At 72.7% G+C, this 20,056-nt stretch carries 17 protein-coding genes, 1 tRNA gene and 1 pseudogene; 16 read left to right on the top strand and 3 right to left on the bottom strand.

Annotated features, from left to right (window positions below; genetic code table 11):
- The first annotated feature begins 330 nt into the window (after positions 1-330).
- Positions 331-1,116: a response regulator gene (locus QOZ89_RS13350; protein ID WP_491723652.1), complete on the top strand. Its 786-nt coding sequence runs from the start codon at positions 331-333 to the stop codon at positions 1,114-1,116.
- Positions 1,117-1,138: 22 nt separating this feature from the next.
- Here the strand turns inward: QOZ89_RS13350 and QOZ89_RS13345 are convergent, their stop codons facing one another.
- Positions 1,139-1,654 carry a hypothetical protein gene (locus tag QOZ89_RS13345; protein WP_157910583.1) on the bottom strand — a complete coding sequence of 172 codons (516 nt, stop codon included), beginning with the start codon at positions 1,652-1,654 and terminating at the stop codon, positions 1,139-1,141.
- 187 nt (positions 1,655-1,841) lie between these two features.
- On the opposite strand from QOZ89_RS13345, the gene QOZ89_RS13340 reads away from it, so the two are divergent.
- The 8 genes and pseudogenes from QOZ89_RS13340 to orn all read left to right on the top strand — a co-directional run bounded on the left by QOZ89_RS13340 (position 1,842) and on the right by orn (position 9,188).
- Entirely contained in the window at positions 1,842-3,074 is a 1,233-nt protein-coding gene (locus QOZ89_RS13340; protein WP_241842087.1) for a bifunctional adenosylcobinamide kinase/adenosylcobinamide-phosphate guanylyltransferase, read from the top strand.
- A gap of 324 nt (positions 3,075-3,398) precedes the next feature.
- Positions 3,399-3,803 (top strand): annotated as a pseudogene (locus QOZ89_RS47320) (hypothetical protein); the annotation flags it as partial.
- A 145-nt stretch (positions 3,804-3,948) separates the two neighbouring features.
- On the top strand, positions 3,949-4,842 hold the full coding sequence (locus QOZ89_RS47315) for an adenosylcobinamide-GDP ribazoletransferase (RefSeq protein WP_397428745.1): 894 nt from the start codon (positions 3,949-3,951) through the stop codon (positions 4,840-4,842).
- 90 nt (positions 4,843-4,932) lie between these two features.
- Positions 4,933-6,063 carry a nicotinate-nucleotide--dimethylbenzimidazole phosphoribosyltransferase gene (cobT, locus tag QOZ89_RS13330; RefSeq protein ID WP_083419392.1) on the top strand — a complete coding sequence of 377 codons (1,131 nt, stop codon included), beginning with the start codon at positions 4,933-4,935 and terminating at the stop codon, positions 6,061-6,063.
- 189 nt (positions 6,064-6,252) lie between these two features.
- Positions 6,253-6,711, top strand: a complete 459-nt coding sequence (locus QOZ89_RS13325; protein ID WP_071051691.1) for an SRPBCC family protein — start codon at positions 6,253-6,255, stop codon at positions 6,709-6,711.
- Positions 6,712-6,870: 159 nt separating this feature from the next.
- Entirely contained in the window at positions 6,871-7,707 is an 837-nt protein-coding gene (locus QOZ89_RS13320; protein ID WP_083419393.1) for a ferric iron reductase, read from the top strand.
- 182 nt (positions 7,708-7,889) lie between these two features.
- Positions 7,890-8,402 carry a hypothetical protein gene (locus QOZ89_RS13315; protein WP_071051692.1) on the top strand — a complete coding sequence of 171 codons (513 nt, stop codon included), beginning with the start codon at positions 7,890-7,892 and terminating at the stop codon, positions 8,400-8,402.
- Between the two features lie 78 nt (positions 8,403-8,480).
- A complete protein-coding gene (gene orn / locus QOZ89_RS13310; RefSeq protein WP_071051693.1) occupies positions 8,481-9,188 on the top strand; it encodes an oligoribonuclease in 708 nt (235 codons plus the stop codon).
- A gap of 144 nt (positions 9,189-9,332) precedes the next feature.
- Here orn and QOZ89_RS13305 read toward each other — a convergent pair whose 3' ends face one another.
- Entirely contained in the window at positions 9,333-10,301 is a 969-nt protein-coding gene (locus QOZ89_RS13305; RefSeq protein WP_071051694.1) for a pirin family protein, read from the bottom strand.
- A gap of 649 nt (positions 10,302-10,950) precedes the next feature.
- Between QOZ89_RS13305 and QOZ89_RS13300 the strand changes: the two genes are divergently transcribed.
- From QOZ89_RS13300 to QOZ89_RS13280, 5 genes are all read left to right on the top strand, one after another.
- Positions 10,951-11,023 (top strand) — tRNA-His (locus QOZ89_RS13300).
- A 939-nt stretch (positions 11,024-11,962) separates the two neighbouring features.
- Positions 11,963-12,712: a Crp/Fnr family transcriptional regulator gene (locus tag QOZ89_RS13295; RefSeq protein WP_071051695.1), complete on the top strand. Its 750-nt coding sequence runs from the start codon at positions 11,963-11,965 to the stop codon at positions 12,710-12,712.
- 87 nt (positions 12,713-12,799) lie between these two features.
- On the top strand, positions 12,800-13,699 hold the full coding sequence (locus tag QOZ89_RS13290) for a HipA family kinase (protein WP_312623910.1): 900 nt from the start codon (positions 12,800-12,802) through the stop codon (positions 13,697-13,699).
- Complete coding sequence (locus tag QOZ89_RS13285; RefSeq protein ID WP_071051697.1) at positions 13,692-14,099, top strand: DUF3037 domain-containing protein; 408 nt, start codon at positions 13,692-13,694, stop codon at positions 14,097-14,099. Before QOZ89_RS13290 ends, QOZ89_RS13285 begins: the two co-directional genes overlap by 8 nt.
- 291 nt (positions 14,100-14,390) lie before the next feature.
- Positions 14,391-15,371 carry a DUF222 domain-containing protein gene (locus QOZ89_RS13280; protein ID WP_071051698.1) on the top strand — a complete coding sequence of 327 codons (981 nt, stop codon included), beginning with the start codon at positions 14,391-14,393 and terminating at the stop codon, positions 15,369-15,371.
- Here the strand turns inward: QOZ89_RS13280 and QOZ89_RS13275 are convergent.
- Positions 15,262-17,298 (bottom strand): glycoside hydrolase family 26 protein, encoded by a 2,037-nt coding sequence (locus QOZ89_RS13275; RefSeq protein WP_083419394.1) that lies wholly within the window; start codon positions 17,296-17,298, stop codon positions 15,262-15,264. The genes QOZ89_RS13280 and QOZ89_RS13275 overlap by 110 nt on opposite strands.
- 823 nt (positions 17,299-18,121) lie before the next feature.
- Between QOZ89_RS13275 and QOZ89_RS13270 the strand changes: the two genes are divergently transcribed.
- Positions 18,122-19,129 carry an LLM class F420-dependent oxidoreductase gene (locus tag QOZ89_RS13270; RefSeq protein WP_071051699.1) on the top strand — a complete coding sequence of 336 codons (1,008 nt, stop codon included), beginning with the start codon at positions 18,122-18,124 and terminating at the stop codon, positions 19,127-19,129.
- Between the two features lie 318 nt (positions 19,130-19,447).
- Positions 19,448-19,984, top strand: a complete 537-nt coding sequence (locus QOZ89_RS13265) for a glutathione peroxidase (protein WP_071051700.1) — start codon at positions 19,448-19,450, stop codon at positions 19,982-19,984.
- Positions 19,985-20,056 lie beyond the last annotated feature (72 nt).

The following is a 20,056-nucleotide window of genomic DNA, read 5'->3' as shown; positions in this document are numbered from 1 at the left end:
GGTTCCCGGGTGGCCGGGGGTTGTGCTTGGCCGCCGCGCGGCGGCGACGAGGCCTCGTCGCGGCCTCGTCGCCGGCAATTTGATGCGCGTCCCATCTGTTCACTCTTGCGCCAAAAATGAACCTTGACGGGGGTATCATTCGGGCATGTCGGGTTCGTCGGGCCTCGTCAGGGATCGGCCTTCGGTCTCCCGGCGCCGCGCGGCGCGAGGCTCGATGCGACCGCTAGTACGTGCCTCATCACGTAGAGTGGGCGGGTACCTGAACCGCTATTCGCCGGTAGTCCTATTAGTTACTTCCGAACGATCCGTTCATAGATTTCCGGGTGTGTGATGACGGCCAGTGTCGTTCCGCCGTCGGCCGCTGCCGCGACCGACCCGATCCGGGACACGACTCCGATCCGGGTCCTCGTGGTGGACGACCATGAGCTGTTCCTACAGGGCCTGCAGACCGTTCTGGAGATAGAGGACGACATCAGTGTCGTCGGCCGCGCCGGCGATGGGCAGGAAGCGGTTTCCCTGGCCACTGGCACGACGCCGGACATCGTGCTCATGGACGTCCGGATGCCGCTGCGGGACGGGATCGCGGCGACGGGCGCGGTCAAGCGGGCCGTCCCTGGCGTGAAGATCGTGATGCTGACCGTCTCCGACGAGGAGAACGACCTCTTCGAGGCGATCAAGGCCGGCGCCGTCGGTTACCTGCTCAAGTCGATCCCGCCGCACGAGGTCGCCGACGCCGTCCGCGCGGTACACCACGGGCAGAGCCTCATCAGCCCGTCGATGGCCTCCAAGCTCATGGCCGAGTTCGCGAGCATTGCGCGCGGCACCGAGGACCGACCGCGCCTGCACACGCCCCACCTGACCGCGCGTGAGCTGGAAGTGCTCAAGCTCGTCGCCGAGGGCAGGGCGAACCGGGAGATCGCTCGCAAGCTCTTCATCAGTGAGAACACCGTGAAGAATCACGTGCGTAACATCCTGGACAAACTCCAGCTGCACTCCCGCATGGAGGCCGTGATGTACGCCGTCCGTCACGGCCTCTTCGATATCGAATCGGGCGGGTTCGCGGCGAGGCGCGGACCGCCTCGCCGCGAACCCAGTCCTCCAGACCAAGACCGGTGAGGGACGTCGCTGCCGGGTTTACTCATTGATCGCTGCCGTTCCGTCGTTTCTCGATGTTTCTGGCGGTGTGGGCGGTAGGTCGCGTGGGGTGTCGCCCGGCGGCCGAGCGTGCCACGATGCGGAAGGCGATGAGAGCGGGACCGTCGGCGACGGGACCGCGCCGGGCTGGAGGTGGTGCGGTGAACGTGGCCCGGGCGCGGCGGGCGGCGGGAGCGACCAGGACGGCCGTGTCGACGGCGACCACGGCGCTGTCGGTCGTGACGGCGGCGGCCGTCGTGGGATCCGCCGCGGCAGTCGTGGCGACCGCCAGGATCGCGGCGGTCGTCGCCTCGGGCGCCGCCTCCGCGGCGTCGGCCGCGGCGGTGTCCGCCTCGTCGGCGGCAGCGGCGGCAGCGGCGGATGTCGTGTCCGTCACCGCGGCGAACGCCGCAAACGCGGCGACGACCACGATGGCGGCGGCGACCACGGCCATCGCCTCGGCCGCGCTCGCGGCTCGGGCCCGGGCCCGAGGCCGCGCGGTACCCCAGGCAGCCGGCATCCTGGACAGCCGTGAGTGTCACGCGACGCGTTCTGAGCTTCCGGCCGGAAGGCCGCCCCGTCTCGGTCACGGGTGAGACGGGCCCGGTTACCGGCGGGATCCCTTCGGCCATAGGCGGGCTCCTCCCGAACGGCGAGGCTCCCTCGCCGGGTACGTCGCCCCTGGTCGGCCGCCGGTGGCGAGGCTGATGGCCATCGTCGTGCTGGCCGACGGCCGCGCCGCCGTCCCGGCCGACCGGGACGGGGAGGACGGTGCCGGCGGGCCGCGAGGCCCGGTGGGCGTCCTGGTGGACGACCCGCGGTGCGGCCGGCTGCTCCTCGACTGCGGCGCCGGAGTAGCCACCAGGGCCGCGTTCGCCGGGGTCTCCCTCGCCGGGGCGCGAGTGCTGCCCACCGGTCACGGTCCGGACCGGTTGGACCCGAGCCTCCCCGCCGAGGTGGTGCTCGACCACCCGGAGACGGCGCCGCCGGGCGTGCGGATGCTCCCGGCGGGCGGCGGCGAGGTCGTGCTGCTGGTGGAGACGAGCCGCGGCGTGCTGCTGCACTGCCCGGCCTCCGGGCCGCTGCCCGCGGGCACCGTCGCCGCGCTGCCCTCGCGGGTGATCCTCACCATTCCGCTGGCGCCGATGGTGCGCGACCAGCTGGCCGGCGTCACGGTGCTCGCGCCGCCGGCGGCTGGGCGGCGGGTCCTGGTCACTGGCGGCGCCCGGTCGGGAAAGTCGGAGCTGGCCGAGCGGATGCTCGCCGGCCGCGAGCGAGCCGTCTACCTGGCGACCGGCGGGGCCCCGTCGCCGGACGACACCGAATGGTCGGCGCGGGTCGCCCAGCACCGCCGCAGGCGACCGGCAGGCTGGTCGACGGTCGAGACCGCGGACGCCGCCGCGGTCCTCATGTCCGCCGGCCGGCCCACGCCCGCCGCCTCGTCAGCCGGTCAGGAGGTCTCGGCCGGCACATCGTCCGGAGGCCCGGGGAGCGGGTCGCCGGCCAGGCCACCGGGCGTGCCCTCGGTCACACTCGGGCGGACTGGCGCCTTACCAGACGAGGCCGCGGCGGCCGGCGAAGTGCCCGCCGTCCTGTTCGACTGCGTCGGTACCTGGCTCACGGCGGCCATGGATGCCGCTGGGATCTGGGTCCTGGACGAGGACACGGACGTCTACGGGGACGCGACGGCGACCGGCGCGCGGGCCCGCCGCACCGCCGACGCGGCGCTCGCGCGGGCGGTGGATGCCCTGGTGGAGGCCTGGACGGCGACCGAGGGGCACGTCGTCGCCGTGACCAACGAGGTCGGCTCGGGGGTCGTGCCACCGACGGCCGCCGGCCGCCGGTTCCGCGACGAGCTGGGCCGGCTCAACGCCCGGCTGGCCGCCGTGGCCGACGAGGTCTGGCTCTGCACGGCCGGCATCGGGCAGCGCATCCGCTGACTTCACCCCCTTCTTCGGGAGTGTCGGTCTTGGGTACCTACCGTGGATGAGGCAGGATGATCAGAGCGATACCTGGCGCGGAGCCTGCGTGAGTACGCGGGAACCCTTTGAACGTCGACAACCGTCGAAGAAACGGGCGACAAAGGAGGATCCGGCCATGACGACACCGGGCGGCGGTGCCAGCGGCGAAGGCCGCCACGGCGATGGCGGTTTCGGCGAACGTGACTACGACGATCCCGGCTACGCCGAGCAGGGCTACGACACCTCCGGCTACGCAGGACGCGGCTACGCCGATCCCAACTATGCCGATCCCGACTACGCGGATCCCGACTACGCCGACCCCAGCTACACCGATCCCGGCTACGCAGGGCACGGCTACGCCGACGAGACCCCGGCGCCCTTCCCTGGGGCTCCGGACGCGGCGGCCGGCCCCGCGCAGCCCGGAGCTTCCGGGCGGCCCCAGGCCGGGCACGCGCCGCCGCGGCCGGGAAACGTCGGCGGTCCCTACGACCGGCGCCGCCCAGGGCGGCCCGGCGACGCGCCACCCGACCCCTCCTATGGCCGCCAGGCCACGCCAGGCGGCGTCCAGGACGTCGGGATGGACGACCTGCTGGCGAACAGCGAGCCCTACGGGAGAGAGCCACGCCGACCGCGCCGCGGACGGCGCGGCGTGCCAGACCCGCGCCGCGCCGGCGCGCCCACCGAGCCGAGGGCCGGGGCCGGCGGTGAGCCGCGGACCACGTCGACCCGGCCCGTGCCAGGACCTACGCAGCCCCCGCCGGGCGCGGGGGCCTTCGGCCGCAGGGTGGGCCACGGTGTGACGCAGGGCGTCGGCCAGAGCGTCGGCTGGGTGCGCGACCGGGCGGCTGGTGGGATGACCGCGCTGCGGGCGCGGCGAGCCGAGACGCCGGCGCACAGCCGACGCCGGTCAGCGGCGCTCGATCCCGCGGCGCTGCGGGCGTTGCCGATGGCCGTGGGGATGTTCACCGTCCTGCCGCTGCCGGCGAGCCGGTCGGCCGACGACGCGACCGAGCCGGGGCTCGGCGCCTGGGCGCTGCGTTGGCTGCCGCTGCTCGGCGCGCTGCTCGGCTTCGTCGCCTGGGCGCTGTCGCTGGTCTTCTGGCGTGGCCACGGCGGCGGCGCGGCCTTCCTCGGCGCGGTGGTGTGGATCGGCGTCCTGGCGCTGCTCACCCGTGGCATGCACCTGGATGGCCTGGCCGACGTCGCCGACGGGCTGGGCAGCCGCAGGCCGGCGGCGGAAGCCCTGGTGATCATGCGCCAGTCCGACATCGGTCCCTTTGGGGTGGCGGCGGCCGTCGGCGCGGTGCTGCTGCAGGTCGCCGCGGTGTCCACCCTGCTGGGCGGCGCGAGCCGGGCCCAGGGGCTGGTGCTGCTCGTCGTGGTCGTCGTGGCGGGTCGGCTGGCCGCGCTCGACGCCGCCCGTCCGGCGGTGCCGCCGGCCCGCCCCGGCGGTTTCGGCGCCGTCGTCGCCGGGACCGCGTCCACCACCGTCAGGGCGGTCGCGATCGCCGTGACGCTCGTCCTCGGATGGCTCCTGCTCGCGCTCACCGCGACGAGCCTCGTGGCGGCGCTGTGGCTGCCGTTCGCCGTTCTCGTCGGTCTCGCCGCCGGGCGGCTGGTCACCTGGCACGTGGTCCGCAGGCTCGACGGCATCACCGGCGACGTGTTCGGCGCCGTCATCGAGATCACCACCACCGTCACCCTGCTGGCCCTCACCGCCGTGGTCGTCTGGGGCGGGCTGTTGTGACCCGCCCGCGGGCCGATGTCTGTCACGTTCGGGCTCCGGGGGCCGATGACGTTCTGTAACGTCCGCCCCGGACCGAGAGGAGAGCCATCCATGAGCCCTGAACCGTCGGACATGTCCACCCTCGATCGCCTCACCTCGAGCATCCGGCCGGTGGATCCGGCCGTCGCGCGGGCCGCCCGCGAGCACCAGGACCGGCTGACCAAGCCGCGCGGCTCGCTCGGCCAGCTGGAGGACGTGTCGGTCCGGCTCGCCGCCCTCGCGGGCCGGGTGCCCGCGCCGGTGCCGGCATCGCCGGCGGTCGCGGTGTTCGTCGGCGACCACGGCGTGCACGCTCAGGGCGTCTCGCCGTGGCCGCGGGAGGTCACCGGCCAGATGGTCGCGAACTTCCTGGCCGGCGGGGCGGTCGTCAACGCGCTCGCCCGGCAGGCCGGCGCCGCGGTGGCGGTGGTGGACGTGGGCATGTCGGTCGAGGCCTCGTCGGTCGTCGGCGCGGCGCCGGGGCTGGACCGCCGCCGGGTGCGCGCCGGCACCGGCGACATCACCGTCGAGGCCGCGATGACCAGGGATGAGGCGCTGGCCGCCATCGCCGCCGGCGCGGCGGTGGCCGACGGCCTGCTCCGCGCCGGCCACGACCTGCTCGTCACCGGTGACATGGGCATCGCGAACACGACCCCCTCGGCGGCCCTGGTCGCCGCGTTGCTGGGCGTGGACGCCGCGGAGGTGACCGGCCGTGGCACCGGTGTCGACGACGCCACCCTGGCGCGCAAGGTCGAGGTCGTGCGCCGCGCGGTCGCGCGGGCGGCGGGCGACGGCGTCGGCGCGGACGACCCGCTCGGAGTGCTCGCGTCGGTCGGGGGCCTGGAGCATGCGGCGACGGTCGGCTTCGTGCTCGCGGCCGCCGCCGCTCGCGTGCCGGTGCTGCTCGACGGGGTGATCGCCTGTTCGTCGGCGCTGGTCGCGGCGGCGCTCATGCCGGACGCGCGCGCGGCGATGTTCGCGGGGCATCGGTCGGTCGAGCCGGGCGCCTCGGCCGCGCTCGCCGCCCTCGGCCTCGTCCCGCTGCTCGACCTCGGCATGCGGCTCGGCGAGGGCTCGGGCGGAGTACTCGCGGTGGGTGTCCTCCAGGCCGCTGCCCGTGTTCTCGCCGAGGTCGCCACCTTTGACAGCGCCGGCGTGACCGACAAGAACGCCACCGACGACGCCGGCGCCAGCGATGCCTGACGGCGAGGTGGGTAGACCGTCGGTGACACGGAGGTGGCCGACGGCTGGCTGACCGGTAGCGGACGGGTGTCGGCGCTGTCCCCGCCGTTACACGTCCGCGGCCTGACAGCGCGGCTTCGCGAGGTTCTCGGGCCGGCAGCATGGTCGTCGTGCGCATCGTTGCGCGCAGCGACCGAGGGGATGAGAACCATGCGTGAGCCGTTCCGGACGAGCTTCCTGTCCACGTCCGTCACGGCGGTGCCGGAAGAGGCATGGTGGGTGCTCGCCGGCGACGCCGAGCCGGGCATCGAGGCGCCGGGCGCGATGCTGGCGGACCGCCAGCTGATCTCCGACTGGCGGCCCGGCTCCCCGGTCCGGCTGGTCGCCGCCGGCATGGCCGTCTACGGCACCGTGCTGCGGGCCGCGGCTCCCTACCGGCTGACGTACACGCTCGGCGCGCCCCGTCCCGACGGCGAGGACGCCACGGTCATCATCACCTGGGAGATCCTGCCGGCGGCCGGCGGCGGCTGCGTCGTGATGCTCGCCGTCGACGACCTGTGCCCAGACGGCTCCGACGACCTGCGCGACGCGTGGGCCGAGGTGCTCACCGAGGTCCGCTCCCGCCTGGAGATCCTCTCCCCGCCGATCACCGGCAGCCCGAGCTCCTGACACCTGAACTCCTGACACCTGAACTCCTGACATCGGGGCGGGACTCCCGGCGCGGAGAAGGACCGGCCGGCAGCCGGGCAGTCCCGCGTGGTCGCCCCGCTGGTGCGGCACAGCAGGCAGGCCCGAGTCGCTGAGCGGGACTCGGCCTAGCATGGGCGCGTGCTGGGCACGGCGGGTGGCGGCTACGGGGAACTCGCCCCGTCGGAGCTCCGCGCCCGGTTCGGGCCGTACTTCGAGCTGGAAGTCCTGGCCCCTCCCCGCGCTGACGGCATCAGCCGGGCCGCCGGGCCGCCGGCCGGCTGGGCGGCGGTCGCCGACCTTTCCGACCCACTCACCGGTGCGTTCGCGCGTCGGGCAGGCGCGGTGCGGGCGGCGCTCGCCGCCGGGAGCGGGCTCGCGGCCGACGCGGTCGACGAGCGGGTGGCGGTCTCCGTCGCGCAACTCGGGGTGTGCGCGCGGCTGGTCGCCCCCGCGCTCGCGCTGACCGTCGCCACTGGCCGTTCGCCAGAGCTCAGCCCACGGCTGCTCTACTGGCGGGACAGGCTCGGCGGGCCGTTCCCCCTCGCGCTCGGCGGGCCGCCGGTGCCGACGGGCGAGGCCGCCGCCGGCACGGGATCGCCGGGCCGGCTCGGCCGGGGATTCGTGGACGGGGTGCTGCTCCCGGTGGTCGCGCCGATCGTCTCGGCGATCGAGCGTCACCACCCGGTGTCATCGAAGATCCTCTGGGGGAATGTGGCGTCCGGTGTCGCGGGCGCCGCCAAGATGATCGGCCTGGCCGCGCCGGCCCTGGCCGCGCCCGCCTGGGGCGTCGTCGACGCGCTGTGCGCGGGCGACGGCCCGCTGCGCGGCACCGGCGCGCGGGTTGCCCCGGCCCGGTTCGGCCGCCGCAGCTGCTGCCTCATCTACCGTCTCGTTCCCGGTGCCGACGGCGACCGCACCCGTCGTGCTCCCTCCCGGAGCGCGCTGTGTGAGGACTGCGTCCTGCATTCTCGCTAGCGCGGGGCAGTCACCGTCCGCCCGTTCCGCGGCCGCGGCCGTCGGGCGGCGTGGGCCGGGACGCTCGTGCCATACCCGGTCGTGCCACCGCGCCAGGGCGGGAGATGCCTGCGGCTACAGTGACACCCCCAAGGGGTCATCTCGGGCGAGCCGGCGGGTGCGGGCGGAAAGGTGCGGGTGCGGTGGACGCGGTCAGGCGTGGCTATCTCGGCCTGATGCTCTTCATAGCCGCACTTGTGCTCATGCCGTTGCTGATCGTCGACTACCACCGGCAGACCGAGGCGAAGGCCGACGACCGCGTGTCAGCTGATGTCGCCGACACCACGCCAGACCCAGCCAGCCCCACGGATGGCGGGACGCTCGCGCCGAAGGCCTCCGCGACGCCCACCTTCACGGCCCCCGCCACTCTCGGCGCCACCTCGCCGATCGTCGGCTTCCAGGGAGTCGAGGACGGCCAGACTCTGAAGGGCGACGTCCAGATCACCTTGCTCACTGTGGGTGACATTGGCGTGGTCAACTACACGCTGTCCGGCTACCCCACCCCGTGGCTCGCGCTGAGCCCCCCGTACCTGTTCGCGCCCCATCCGGTGGGCTGGCAGACGACGGCAGTGCCCGACGGGCAGTACACGTTGACGGCGACGCCGGTCAACACCCGGATCAGCTCGCGGTCCGTCAGCTTCCGCGTCCAGAACTGACCCATCCGGGCCATCGGACGCCCGGTTCGCCCAAGGGCGGGCGTGACGCTGCGACCGGGAAACCCTAATGTCAGATGGATGGACCGCCTAGTTTGGATCGACTGCGAGATGACAGGCCTCGACCCGGCCTCCGACGTGCTGCTTGAGGTCGCCTGCCTGGTGACCGACGGCGAGCTCAACGTCGTGGGTGACGGGACGGACCTGGTGATCGCGGCTCCCGAGGCGGCCCTCGACGCGATGGTGCCCGTTGTCAAGGACATGCACGAGACCTCCGGCCTGACCGCCGCAGTTCGCGCGTCCACGCTGAGCGTCGCCGAGGCCGAGCGGCAGATCCTCGCCTATGTGCGCTCACTCGTCCCGGAGAACCGCCGCGCCCCGCTATGCGGCAACTCGATCGCCACGGACCGCTCCTTCCTGGCGCGTTACATGCCTGAACTGGACGGCTACCTGCACTACCGCATGATCGACGTCTCGTCGGTGAAGGAACTGGCCCGCCGCTGGTACCCGCGCGCCTACTACGCCGCCCCGGTCAAGCACGGCGGTCACCGCGCCCTAGCGGACATCCGCGAGAGCATCGAAGAACTGCGGTACTACCGCCGGACCGTCTTCGTCCCGCAGCCCGGCCCGACGACCGACGAGGCACGGGCGGCTTCCGTCGAGATCCGCGCCGAGACCGACGCCGCGGCCCAGCCCGCGTCATCGGGCAGCGGCGCCGCGGACCAGCCATCCCTGGATCCGGCCACGGCTGAGATCACCGACACGACGCAGCCCGCCCCCAACGTCTGACCGGAGCGGAGATCGTCCAGAGCGGCGGCGTCCCGCGATGCCGCCGCTCCAGAGAGCCCGGTTCCCCTGAACACCGCCCTCTGGCGCGGCGTGGACGCCGCTGCTCCGGTTGTCCTCCGCTCTGAGGATGGGGCCGCGGCAGCGTCAGACCCGGTGGGGCATCAGCGCGTTGGCCGGGATCACCCCGAGGCGCCCGGCCTGGAAGTCATCGATCGCCTGCTGAAGCTCTTGGCGGGTGTTCATCACGAACGGGCCGTACTGCGCCACCGGCTCGCGGATGGGTCGGCCGCCGAGCAGCAGCACCTCCAGGTTCGGAGAGCGCGACTCCTGCCGCTCGGACGCGGCCAGCACCACCCGGTCGCCGGCGCCCAGCACCGCGAGCTGACCAGTCTCGACCGCCGTGGCCGCGGGACCGACCGTGCCGGCCCCGGCGAGGACGTAGGCGAGCGCGTTGAACTCGGGGTTCCACGGGAGATCCACCTGGGCACCGGGGCTGACCGTGACGTGGACCAGCGTGATCGGGGTGTGCGTCGAGCCGGGGCCGCGGTGCTCGCCGACCTCGCCGGCGATGATGCGCAGCAGCGCGCCGCCGTCGGCGGACGCGACCAGCGAGACCTGCTGGCCCTCGAGGTTCTGGTACCGGGGCGGGGAGAGCTTGTCCTTGGCCGGCAGGTTGACCCACAGCTGGATGCCGTGGAACAGGCCGCCGCTCTCGACGAGCGCCGCCGGTGGTGTCTCGATGTGCAGAATGCCGGAGCCGGCCGTCATCCACTGGGTGGCGCCGTCAGTGATCAGGCCGCCGCCGCCGTGCGAGTCCTGGTGCTGGAAGGTGCCGTCGATCATGTAGGTGACCGTCTCGAAGCCGCGGTGCGGGTGCCATGGCGTGCCCTTGGGCTCGCCTGGGGCGTACTCCACCTCGCCCATCTGGTCCATGTGTACGAACGGGTCGAGGTCCGCCTTGCTCACGCCGGCGAAGGCGCGCCGTACCGGGAAGCCCTCGCCCTCGTAGCCGAGCGGAGCCGTGGTGACCTTCCTGACCGGGCGGGGGGTGTCGCCGAGGCCGGGCTCGGCCAGCCGCGGAAGGGTGACGGTGTCGGCGGTTACGGCGGGCATGAGACCAACCTCCTTGGTTGCATGTGCAACTAGCGGCCAGTGTAACCGCGGCCGCCGCGTCAACCTTCCCGCGCCGCGGGCTGCCGTGAGCGGTGCTTGGCTCGGTCGCCGCCGGGTGGGTGGCGCCGGCGGTCGGCGCGTCGCGCGGCCGCTACGCATGATCGGGTGGAGTTTGCCAGAGCCCCGACGGGCTAATTCTCAGATGAGCAATGAGAGTGATGGAGCCGCCCGCGTCGCCCATGACGCGCCGGGACTTTGGTAAACACCGTGTGACGATGGACACCGATTGCTCCACGGAACGCTACCTTCGGGGTCGTGGATCGCCGATGCTCAAGGCAAGAGCGGATCATCCAGGAACGCATTCTGGGCATCAGCCGGCTGCGGGGACGTCAGCGTCCCAGGGGCAACCGCGGCCCGGCCCACCTCCCCACCCGGCCCCCGGACCGTCGGCGCCGCCGCTGATCCGCGGTGACGGCCCGGCCGGCTACCCTGTGTAGCTGGCGCGATGACAGGTAGGCCGACCCAAAACCTTGTTGTCGCAGCCGCCAGTCCGACCGGTAGGATGGCGAAGCCCGGTAAGGGGCACGTCCCATAGGCCAGATCACGGCAAGAGATCATGGCAAGCAGGTCGCGCCCCCGGCCCGGCATGGTGGGTGTAGCTCAGTTGGCAGAGCACCGGGTTGTGGTCCCGGGGGTCGCGGGTTCGAATCCCGTCACTCACCCGAGCTGGGGAGTCGTGTTCGCCGCCCTTTGGGCGGCTTCCCGTTTGCCGCTATGTCTGCCCAGGGGGGCGACCCCCTGGAACCCCCGGGTCGGGGGCCTGCGGCCCCCGACACCCCCGCCGGACTTGCCGCCTGTGGCGGCGTTGCCGAGCTGGGGAGTCGTGTTTCCTGCCCTTTGGGTTGCTTCCCCTTTGCCGCTGTGTCTGCTGGAATCCCTGGGATGGGGCCTGGGGCGTCCGACGCGCCCGCTGGGCTTGCCGCCTGTGGCGGTGTCGCCATTGGTGATGGTCTCCTTTTTGTGATGTGGTGGCTGTTGCGCTGGGTTGCCGGGGGTGGCGGTCAGCCGCGGTGGCACTTTTGGGTGATGGTCTCTTTCTGCGAGATGTTGGCTGTTGCGTTTGGGTGTCAGGTGGGCTGGCGGCTGTGGGGGCATCGGCTCTGGGGGATGGTCTTCTTTTCTGTGTGACGCGCCGCTAGGGGTGTGCCCTGGTCGGTAGTCGGCGCGATTGCGGTCGGTATCGCTGTTCGGTGGTAGGTGCTGGGGCGACGTGGGGTCTCACCTGGTCGGTGGCTTGGCGTCCTGGGCTGCGGATTCGTGGTTTGATGCGGGCTTTGGGATTGTCGGCCTCTGCGGGGGCGCCCGGTGGGTGCTGCTTCGTGACCGGCCTCTTCTCGTTGCCTTTGGTGGTGGTCGCAATGCCGTCGTGAGTGTTGGTGCTGGCGGATCGGGCTGGGACATAGGGGTTCCGGTAGGGGTAACGCGCCGTTTTCGATGGGTCTGGGGATGGTCGCGTTTGCGGTGAGGGGCGCTGGCGGGATCGCGGAGGCGGGGATGAGTGGTGTGTCTCCCCGGCGGTGGCTTGCCGAGCTCGGTCAGATCGCTGGATCCTGTTGATGACTTCTTGGTCACGTCGGGATCGGCATGGATGCGGGGGCGCCATGGTCAGGCCGGGTTCGGGAGAGCCGCCGGACAACGAGGCGGGACGCGGCGAGTGGCTACGGCGCGCCCGGTGGCCGGAACAGACGTTGTTGGGGCGGCTGCCGGACCGGTCGCGGACGGAGCTGCTGGAGCTGGGAGGGTTTCGAGAATTCGCGAGCGGTATGCCGATCGTGCGGGAGGGGGATCGGACGACGTTCGTGGCGGTGCTGTTGCGCGGGTGGACCAAGGTGACGGCGCTGACGGAGACCGGGGGTGTGGCACTGCTGGCCGTGCGGCACGGCGGTGACGTCATCGGCGAGTTCGCGGGGCTGGACTCCCAGCCGCGGTCGGCGACGGTCACCGCCGTCGGGAGTGCGCTGGCAAAGGTGATCAGGAAAGAGGAGTTCGCCGGATACCTGGCCAGAGATCCAGTCGCCGCCGCCGCGATCAGTCGGAGCATCGTGGCGAAGACGCGGTTCAGCATCCGGCGGCGCGTCGAGTTCGCCGGCTGCCCGGTGGCCGTGCGAGTGGCGCGGGTGCTGGTGGAGCTGGACAGGGCCTACGGAATCGACCGGTCGCAGGGCGGGCGGGCGCTGGGAGTGCCGCTCGCCCAGCAGGAGCTGGCCGCTCTGGTCGGCGCGCACGACCCCACCGTTCACAAGGCGTTGCGGGTGCTGCGCCGAGACAAGGTCATCGAGACCGGGTACCGGCGGGTCGCGATTCTTGACATGGCCGCGCTGCTGACCGCCGCGGGACTTTCCTCGACCTGACGCCCCTGTGCGGGCCGTTCCCGGAGCGCGACTAGGTTTCCTGCGCGGCGGCACCGGAGTGGTGCCCGGGGAGGGCGGGAGGTCGCGGTGCTCCGGCTGGTGCGGGCGACTCGGTATGCCACGCCGTTGCGGGAGGGCGGCAGTCTGCCGGGACTGATGGAGGGCGACGACCTGGGGACCTGGGTGGTCAAGTTCCGGGGGGCGGGGCAGGGGCCGCGGTCGCTGGTCGCCGAGGTGGTCGTCGGCGAGCTCGCCAGGGCGCTTGGGCTGCCCGTGCCGGAGCTTGTCGTCATCGACGTGGATCCTCGGCTTGGACGCGTCGAGCCCGACCAGGAGATCCAGGACCTGCTCAAGGCCAGCGCGGGCGCCAATCTGGGGATGGACTACCTTCCCGGCTCGATCACCTACGACCCGCTTGCCTTCGAGGTGGATCCGGGACTCGCCGCGCGGGTGGTGTGGCTGGACGCGCTGACGCTCAACGTCGACCGGTCTTGGCGGAACCCGAACATGCTGGTCTGGGGCGGGCGATTGTGGCTGATCGACCACGGCGCCGCCCTCTACCCGCACCACGGCTGGCCGGCCCGGCCGGCCGAGGCGCAGTCGCCGCCCGCGGACCCGGCTCCGGCTCCGCTCGACGAGCGGGCACTGCCCCGGTGGGAGGAGCACGTGCTCCTGCCCGCGCTCGGCGCCGACCCGGGCGGGGCGCTTCGCGCCGCGGACGCCGAGCTCGCGCCGCGGGTCGACGCCGAGCTGGTGCGATCCGTCGTTGCCCTGGTGCCGGCGGACTGGCTCGACGTCGACCCGGAGCGGTATGTCGGCTGGCTCGCCGGGCGCGCCGGTGGCCGACGCCCGTGGCTGGAGCCGATGGTGAAGGCGCGGCCGGCGCGGATCGCGGCCTCGCGGGAGGAGGCCGGCCACGGCGAGGGGCCGCCGGCCTGGCTGCGCCTGGCGCGCGGCCAGCGGACGCGGGAGAACCGGTGTGGCTGAGCTGTTCGAGTACGCCCTGGTGCGCGTCGTGCCCCGCGTCGAGCGGGGCGAGTGCATGAACGTCGGCGTGCTGCTGTGGTGCCAGGGCGCCGGCTATCTCGACCTGCGCTGCGTGCTGGACGGCGAGCGCCTCGCGGCGCTCGACCCGTACCTCGACCTCGCGGCCGTGCGCATCCACCTCGACGCGCTGCATCGGGTGTGCGTCGGCGGCCCCGCGGCGGGGGCGGCGGGCGTGCTGTCGCCCGGTGAGCGGTTCCGCTGGCTCACCGCGCCGCGCAGCACGATCGTGCAGACCTCCCCGGTGCACACCGGGGTGACCGGAGACCCGGCCGCGGAGCTGGAGCACCTGGTCGAGCTTCTCGTCGACAGGCAGGGCCCACCGAGCGGCGCCGCTGGTTGAAGGGGCTCTGAGCTGGGCGTATGGTCGAACATGAGTTCGAAGAGGGCGGCGGTTGGCTGGCCCTGACGGCAGCACCACCGAGGCGTGGCGGCTGAGGCGGCATGGCCCAGGGCTCCGCCGGCCGTGATCACCGGCGACGTGGCGGGGCGGCGGTTGTGGCCGGCGCGCCGCATGTCCGCGTCGCGGCCGGTCCCGGGAGCGGCGTCATGCCCCGGGACCGGCAGCGGCCGCCACGGGTCGGCGCTGTCCTCGAAGGCGGCGGACAGCCGCGCAGCTCCGGGGGGAGGCTGGATGGACGGTGACGGGGTGGCGGTGCTGGAGGCGCTGCGCCATGCGCTGGCTGAGATCGAGCCCGCGTCGCTCCCGGACGGCGCCGTCGTCGACCTGCTGAGCCAGCTCGGCGGGGTCATCGCGGCCGCGCAGGCCGCGCTGGTGCGGGCGGTGGGGGCGGCGGAGCTGGCGGGTGTGTGGGGCCGGTCCGGCCTCCGGGGCACCGCGGGAGCGAGTGGGCCGGCCGGGGCGGCCGACACCTGTGCGGTCCGCTGCTCGGCTGGGCCCGACGGGGACGGTGGCCAGGCCGGGCCCGGCGGAGAGGACGGGCGTCCGACGCCCGCCGGCTGGATTGCCGGGCGAGCGCGGCTGACCGTCGCGGCGGCCGCCGCGTTGCTCGTCGCCGCGCGGGCCCTGGCCGGTCTGCCGGTGCTGGCGGAGGCGTTCCGGCGAGGCGAGGTGAGCCTCGATCATGTGCTCGCCCTGACGGCGCCGCTGACCAGTCCGCCGCGCCTGGTCGCGGTCGCCGGCCCGGTGGAGACGGAGCTGACCGCTCTCGCGCGCCGGGCCGGGCCGGACCAGGTCCGCGCCGCCGTCACCCACTGGCTGCGCGACGCGGACCCGGCCGGCGTCGAGCGGGACGCCGCCGCCGCCGGGCGCGTCCGCTCGCTGTCGCTGGTACCGGTGCCGCCCGGGTGCGCGGAGGCGCACCCGGGCGGCTGTGTGACGATCGCCGGCTCGGTCCCGGTCGACGACGCCACGACCCTGCTGGACGCGCTGCGGCTGGCGGCGCGGGCGACAGCCGGTCCGGCTGACGCCCGCGTCCCGGCCCAGCGACGCGCCGACGCACTGCTCACGGTCGCGCGCTGCTACCTCGCGGCCGCCGGCCACCTCACCACAGCTGCGCGTAGCGAGCTGCCGCAGCCGTGTTCTGGTACAGGCAGTGAGGCCCCGTCGGTCGGTAGATGTTCGAGCCGAGGTTCTGCATCTCGCAGTTGTTGAAGTACGACTCGTAGTACATGCCCTTGCCGGCGCGGGCGACCATCCAGTCGCGCATGAACTGGATGTAGTTGGCGTTGTCGCCGCCGCCGTGCTCGCCGGACCCGGACGCGACCCCCCACTCGGGGACGCCGAACAGCTTCCCGTGCGCCCGCGCGAAGTTGTACAGCCAGGTGATGCCGCCCTCCGCGTTCGCCTGCGCGTTGAACTGGTCCAGGGTGTACGACGGCGGGTACTGGTCGTACGCGTCGATCGACACGATGTCCACCCACTGGTCGCCCGGGTACAGGTCGAGCGGGTGGTGGCTCGGCGGGTTCTGCGAGAAGTGCGAGTTGATCGTCCAGTCGAACTGCGGGTCCGGGTTCGCGGTCGAACGGATCGCGTCCACGACGTGGCGGTAGCAGTTGATGAAAGCGGTCGCATCGGTGCCCGACCACGGGTACCAGTTGCCGTTCGCCTCCCATGCCAGCCGGACGATCGAGTTCTGCCGCCCCGCCGCGTTCAGCGTCTGGCCGAACTGGCGCCAGTTGCCGTCGTAGGCGCCGGTGGCGCAGGTCTGCAGCGACGCGCCCGTCTCCGGGAACGGCGGCACGCTGATCACGAGCTTGCCGGGCCAACCGGCGAAGTTCCCGTAGATGAACGACTGCCCGACGATCGACTGCCAGCTGTCACGCGCGACGTACACCTGCGCCACGTCGCACAGGTTGCCGCGGAACGCGCAGAACGCGTCCACGTCGGTCGGGGTGATCAGCGGGTCGCCGTTCGCGCCGGACAGCCACGGCTCGCCGGAGCGGTTGCCGGTCGGCGGGCCCGAGCCGCCGCTGGTGTAGGTCTCGGCGCGGTCGAAGGAGACCGCGAACGCCGCCGACGCGGCGTTGCGCTGGCCGATGTTCGTGACGACGGCGGCATGGTCACCGAAGGTGAGCTGGCCGGAGTCGTAGATGAGCGCGCTGCTGGCGCTGGGCGCGTAGGTGTCGACGGTGGTCGGCGTCCGGCCGTCGACGCGGACGGTCAGCAGGCCGCCTGCCTTCTCCTTCACGCCGTAGATCACGATCCGGGTGCCCGTCCAGCGGATCGTGGTGGTGGCGCCCGCCATGAGCGAGTAGCGGAACGACTTGTTCGGCGTCGTCGGCTGGCAGCCACCGCACTGGACCCAGTTCCCGTTGTAGGTGACCTGGCCGTTGCCGGTACCGATCGAGGTGTCCTCGATGGTGTTGGGCGTGCCGGTGGGCGGCGGGTCCGTCCCGCCACCGCCGCCCGGGGTCGTGTCGGTGAAGACCTCGGCGCGGTCGAAGATGACGGCGAACGCCGCCGACGCGGCGTTGCGCTGGCCGAGGTTGGTCAGGACCGCGGTGTGGGCGCCGTTCGCGAGTGTGCCGGAGTCGTAGATGAGCGCGCTGCTCGAGGTGGGCGCGTAGGTGTCGATGGTGGTCGTCGGCCCGCTGTCGACCCGCACGGTGGCGATGCCGCCGGCGCGCTCCTTGACACCGTAGATCTTGATCTGGGTGCCGCTGAACGGGACGCTGGCGGTCGCGCCGGCCTGCAAGGAGTAACGGAACGAGTGGTTCGGAGTGTCGGGGGCGCAGCCGCCGCAGAGGGTCCAGGTACCGCCGTAGCTGACCTTGCCTGTCCCTGTGCCGGTCGCGGTGTCCTCGATGACAGTGGTGGCCGCGGCGAGCGGAGTGACCTCGCCGACCCGGACCATGGTCTGCCGCAGTGCGTCGGTGGCGAGTGGCTCGCTGGCCGGCGAAGCGGTGGTGAGGACCGGGAACTGGCTGATTCCCTCGGCGGCCGGCGGCTGGACCGTGGTGTGCAGGACGCCCGGCAGGGTGCTCGGGTCGACGTCGGCGAGGGGCAGCGTCGACGCGTCGGCGGAGGCGGTGGCGGTGGCGCCCGGAACGACCAGCGCGCCGAGCAGTAGCGCGACCACCAGGAAGATCGGCCGGCGTGGGCCGCCGGCGGACCATCGCCGGCCGGCCCGGAGCCGGCGTCCGGCGCGGTGGCCTGGCCGGGTCCGGCCCGGTGGTCCGCCGTGCTCGGGCGGTTCGGGGGACGCCGCCTGGCCGGGCTGGCCGACTGGCCGCCGCGGCGCCGGGCGCTGTCGGGCCGGGCCGAAGGGTCCGCGGGCGGGACGGCGGTGCCGGCCGGCGGACGCTGGCGGTTTGTGCTGCTGGGTGGAGGTGGGTCTGCCGACGGCCTCGCTTGTGGCTTCGGCCGGGTCTTCGGTCGGTTTCCAGGGTCCGGTTCCCAGAGGGGAGTTTCCCAGGGGCACTGAGCCATCCCTTCGTACCGGGCCGGATGACTCTTGACGCCACCCCAATGGCCCGAAGCGGTCGGCTAACACCCGGACCATAAGCAGAGAGTAACCAGTGATTGCTCTACGTAGCGGATGTCCGGCGGTTCGAGAGCGACACCCCGCGCTTCGCCGTGACCCGGTAGGAGTGCCGCGTTCGGTCCGCATCCGCTCGCCCGCCCCCATGCCGCGCCAGCGAGACCTGGTGCGCGGCCAGGTCCCGTGCCGGTCGCCACGGCGGAGACATCACGCGGACGTCAAAGGCGTCACACCAGGAACCCGAACGGTTGCTCCAGCCGGCCGCCTGGCGGGAGCGTGTCCCAGGGTCATCAGCCGGGCCGGTTGACCCCGCCCTGGGTCCGGCGCGTCCAGGCGAGGTCGGCTCGGAGCGCCAGCCCCCGTAGTCAGCTCAGTAGCCCCAGCGCAGTGGCGCTGCCACGCGGCCAGCAGAGGAGACCGGATGAAGATCGACGCGAGCCTGTCCGACGACATCGGGGCGACGCAGGCGGAGGCCGCGAAGATCGAGGGTGCCGGCTATGCGGGGGCGTGGGCCTCCGAGACCAAGCACGACCCGTTCCTGCAGTGCCTGCAGGCCGCGATGGCGACCGAGACCATCAGCATCGGCACGGCGATCGCGATCGGCTTCGCGCGGACCCCGATGACGCTCGCGAACATCGGCTACGACCTGGCCGGCTACTCCCGAGGCCGCTTCGTCCTCGGCCTCGGCTCGCAGATCAAGCCGCACATCGAGCGCCGGTTCTCCATGCCCTGGTCCCGGCCCGCCGCGCGGATGCGCGAGCTGATCCTGGCCACCCGGGCGATCTGGGCGACCTGGCACGAGGGCGCGAAGCTGGACTTCCGCGGTGACTTCTACACCCACACCCTGATGACTCCGTTCTTCACCCCTGAGCCGCACGAGTACGGTCCGCCGCCGCTCTTCCTCGCGGGCGTCGGTGAGCTGATGACCGAGGTCGCGGGCGAGGTCGCGGATGGGTTCTTCGTCCACCCGTTCACGACCAACCGTTATCTGGAGCAGGTCACCATCCCGGCGTTGCTGCGCGGGCGGGCCAAGGCAGGCAAGGACAACCTCGACGGCTTCGTCGTCAACGGGCCGTCGTTCGTCACTGTCGGGCGCACGGAGGAGGAGATGGCCGCGGCCGTCTTCGGCACGAAGAAGCGCATCGCGTTCTACGGTTCGACGCCCTCCTACCGGGCGGTGCTGGAGGCGCATGGCTGGGGTGACGCGCAGGACGAGCTCAACACCCTGTCCAAGCAGGGCCGCTGGGACGAGATGGCGGACCTGATCACCGACGAGATGCTGGACGAGTTCTCCGTCGTCGGGACGCCCGCGGAGGTCGGACCGAAGCTGGTCGAGAAGGTCGGCAAGACCTACCAGCGCATCACGCTGTACAGCGCCTACGACGCGGACCCCTCGTTGTGGACCGAACTGCTCGCGGCCGCGAGGTAGCCCGTCAGCCCGTCAGCCCGTCAGATGACACCGGCCCACTGGCCGCGTACTCGCCGGTGCCGACGTTCGGCGCTCGGGCGCGGCGAGGCGCGGAGCCGGTGGTCCCGTCGGGCGCGAGGCCGACCTGCGCCGCGGCCGCGCGCCGCCGCACGTCCGGCGGCCGCGTCGGATGCGCGGAGGTGGGTGCGCGGAGGTGGGTGACCTCGCCGGTTGCTGGTCACCTGTCCTTGTCTACTTCTTTGACGACGAATCACGGACCGGCCAGTAACGTCAGGTATGTCAGTCTTCGGATGATTCATCAGGAGAGTTGGACCGATCATGGGTGTGCACGACTTCAATGTGGCGACCGCTGACGGCGGCTCGCGGTCACTCGGTGACTACGCGGGTCAGGCGCTGCTGATCGTCAACGTCGCGAGCAAGTGCGGCCTGACGCCGCAGTACGAAGGCCTGGAGGCGCTCTACCGCGAGCTGAACGGCCGTGGCCTGGAGATCCTCGGCTTTCCCTGCAACCAGTTCATGGAGCAGGAGCCGGGGACGGACGCCGAGATCCAGGAGTTCTGCAAGGCGTCGTACGACGTTACATTCCCGGTATTCAGCAAGGTCGATGTCAACGGGCCGGACACCGCCCCGCTCTATGGTTACCTGCGTTCCGAGGCGCCTGGCGACTTCGGCCCGCAGTCCGGATTCCTGTACGACTTCATCGCGAAGACCTTCCCGGACCGGGTCGGCACCGACGAGATCAAGTGGAACTTCACGAAGTTCCTCGTCGGCCGCGACGGAGAAGTGATCCGCCGCTATGAGCCGCCGGTGACCCCGGAGGAGATCCGCGCCGATCTCGACGCCGTCCTCGGCTAGCGTCCACGGCACCAGCCGGCCGTCCACCGCCGCCGCGGCCGCCCGCCCTCGCGGCCGACCGCGGCGGCGGGC

It is taken from the genome of Pseudofrankia coriaricola (genome assembly GCF_032027725.1).
Lineage (GTDB): Bacteria > Actinomycetota > Actinomycetes > Frankiales > Frankiaceae > Pseudofrankia.
This window is presented reverse-complemented; position numbering and strand designations above follow the sequence as displayed.

What these genes read in the sequence shown, in the direction of transcription:
- QOZ89_RS13350 (WP_491723652.1), top strand. Translation starts at nt 331, where the DNA reads ATGACGGCCAGTGTCGTTCCGCCGTCGGCCGCTGCCGCGACCGACCCG.
- QOZ89_RS13345 (WP_157910583.1), bottom strand. Translation starts at nt 1,654, where the DNA reads ATGCCGGCTGCCTGGGGTACCGCGCGGCCTCGGGCCCGGGCCCGAGCC.
- QOZ89_RS13340 (WP_241842087.1), top strand. Translation starts at nt 1,842, where the DNA reads ATGGCCATCGTCGTGCTGGCCGACGGCCGCGCCGCCGTCCCGGCCGAC.
- QOZ89_RS47315 (WP_397428745.1), top strand. Translation starts at nt 3,949, where the DNA reads ATGACCGCGCTGCGGGCGCGGCGAGCCGAGACGCCGGCGCACAGCCGA.
- cobT (WP_083419392.1), top strand. Translation starts at nt 4,933, where the DNA reads ATGAGCCCTGAACCGTCGGACATGTCCACCCTCGATCGCCTCACCTCG.
- QOZ89_RS13325 (WP_071051691.1), top strand. Translation starts at nt 6,253, where the DNA reads ATGCGTGAGCCGTTCCGGACGAGCTTCCTGTCCACGTCCGTCACGGCG.
- orn (WP_071051693.1), top strand. Translation starts at nt 8,481, where the DNA reads ATGGACCGCCTAGTTTGGATCGACTGCGAGATGACAGGCCTCGACCCG.
- QOZ89_RS13305 (WP_071051694.1), bottom strand. Translation starts at nt 10,301, where the DNA reads ATGCCCGCCGTAACCGCCGACACCGTCACCCTTCCGCGGCTGGCCGAG.
- QOZ89_RS13295 (WP_071051695.1), top strand. Translation starts at nt 11,963, where the DNA reads ATGGTCAGGCCGGGTTCGGGAGAGCCGCCGGACAACGAGGCGGGACGC.
- QOZ89_RS13280 (WP_071051698.1), top strand. Translation starts at nt 14,391, where the DNA reads ATGGACGGTGACGGGGTGGCGGTGCTGGAGGCGCTGCGCCATGCGCTG.
- QOZ89_RS13270 (WP_071051699.1), top strand. Translation starts at nt 18,122, where the DNA reads ATGAAGATCGACGCGAGCCTGTCCGACGACATCGGGGCGACGCAGGCG.
- QOZ89_RS13265 (WP_071051700.1), top strand. Translation starts at nt 19,448, where the DNA reads ATGGGTGTGCACGACTTCAATGTGGCGACCGCTGACGGCGGCTCGCGG.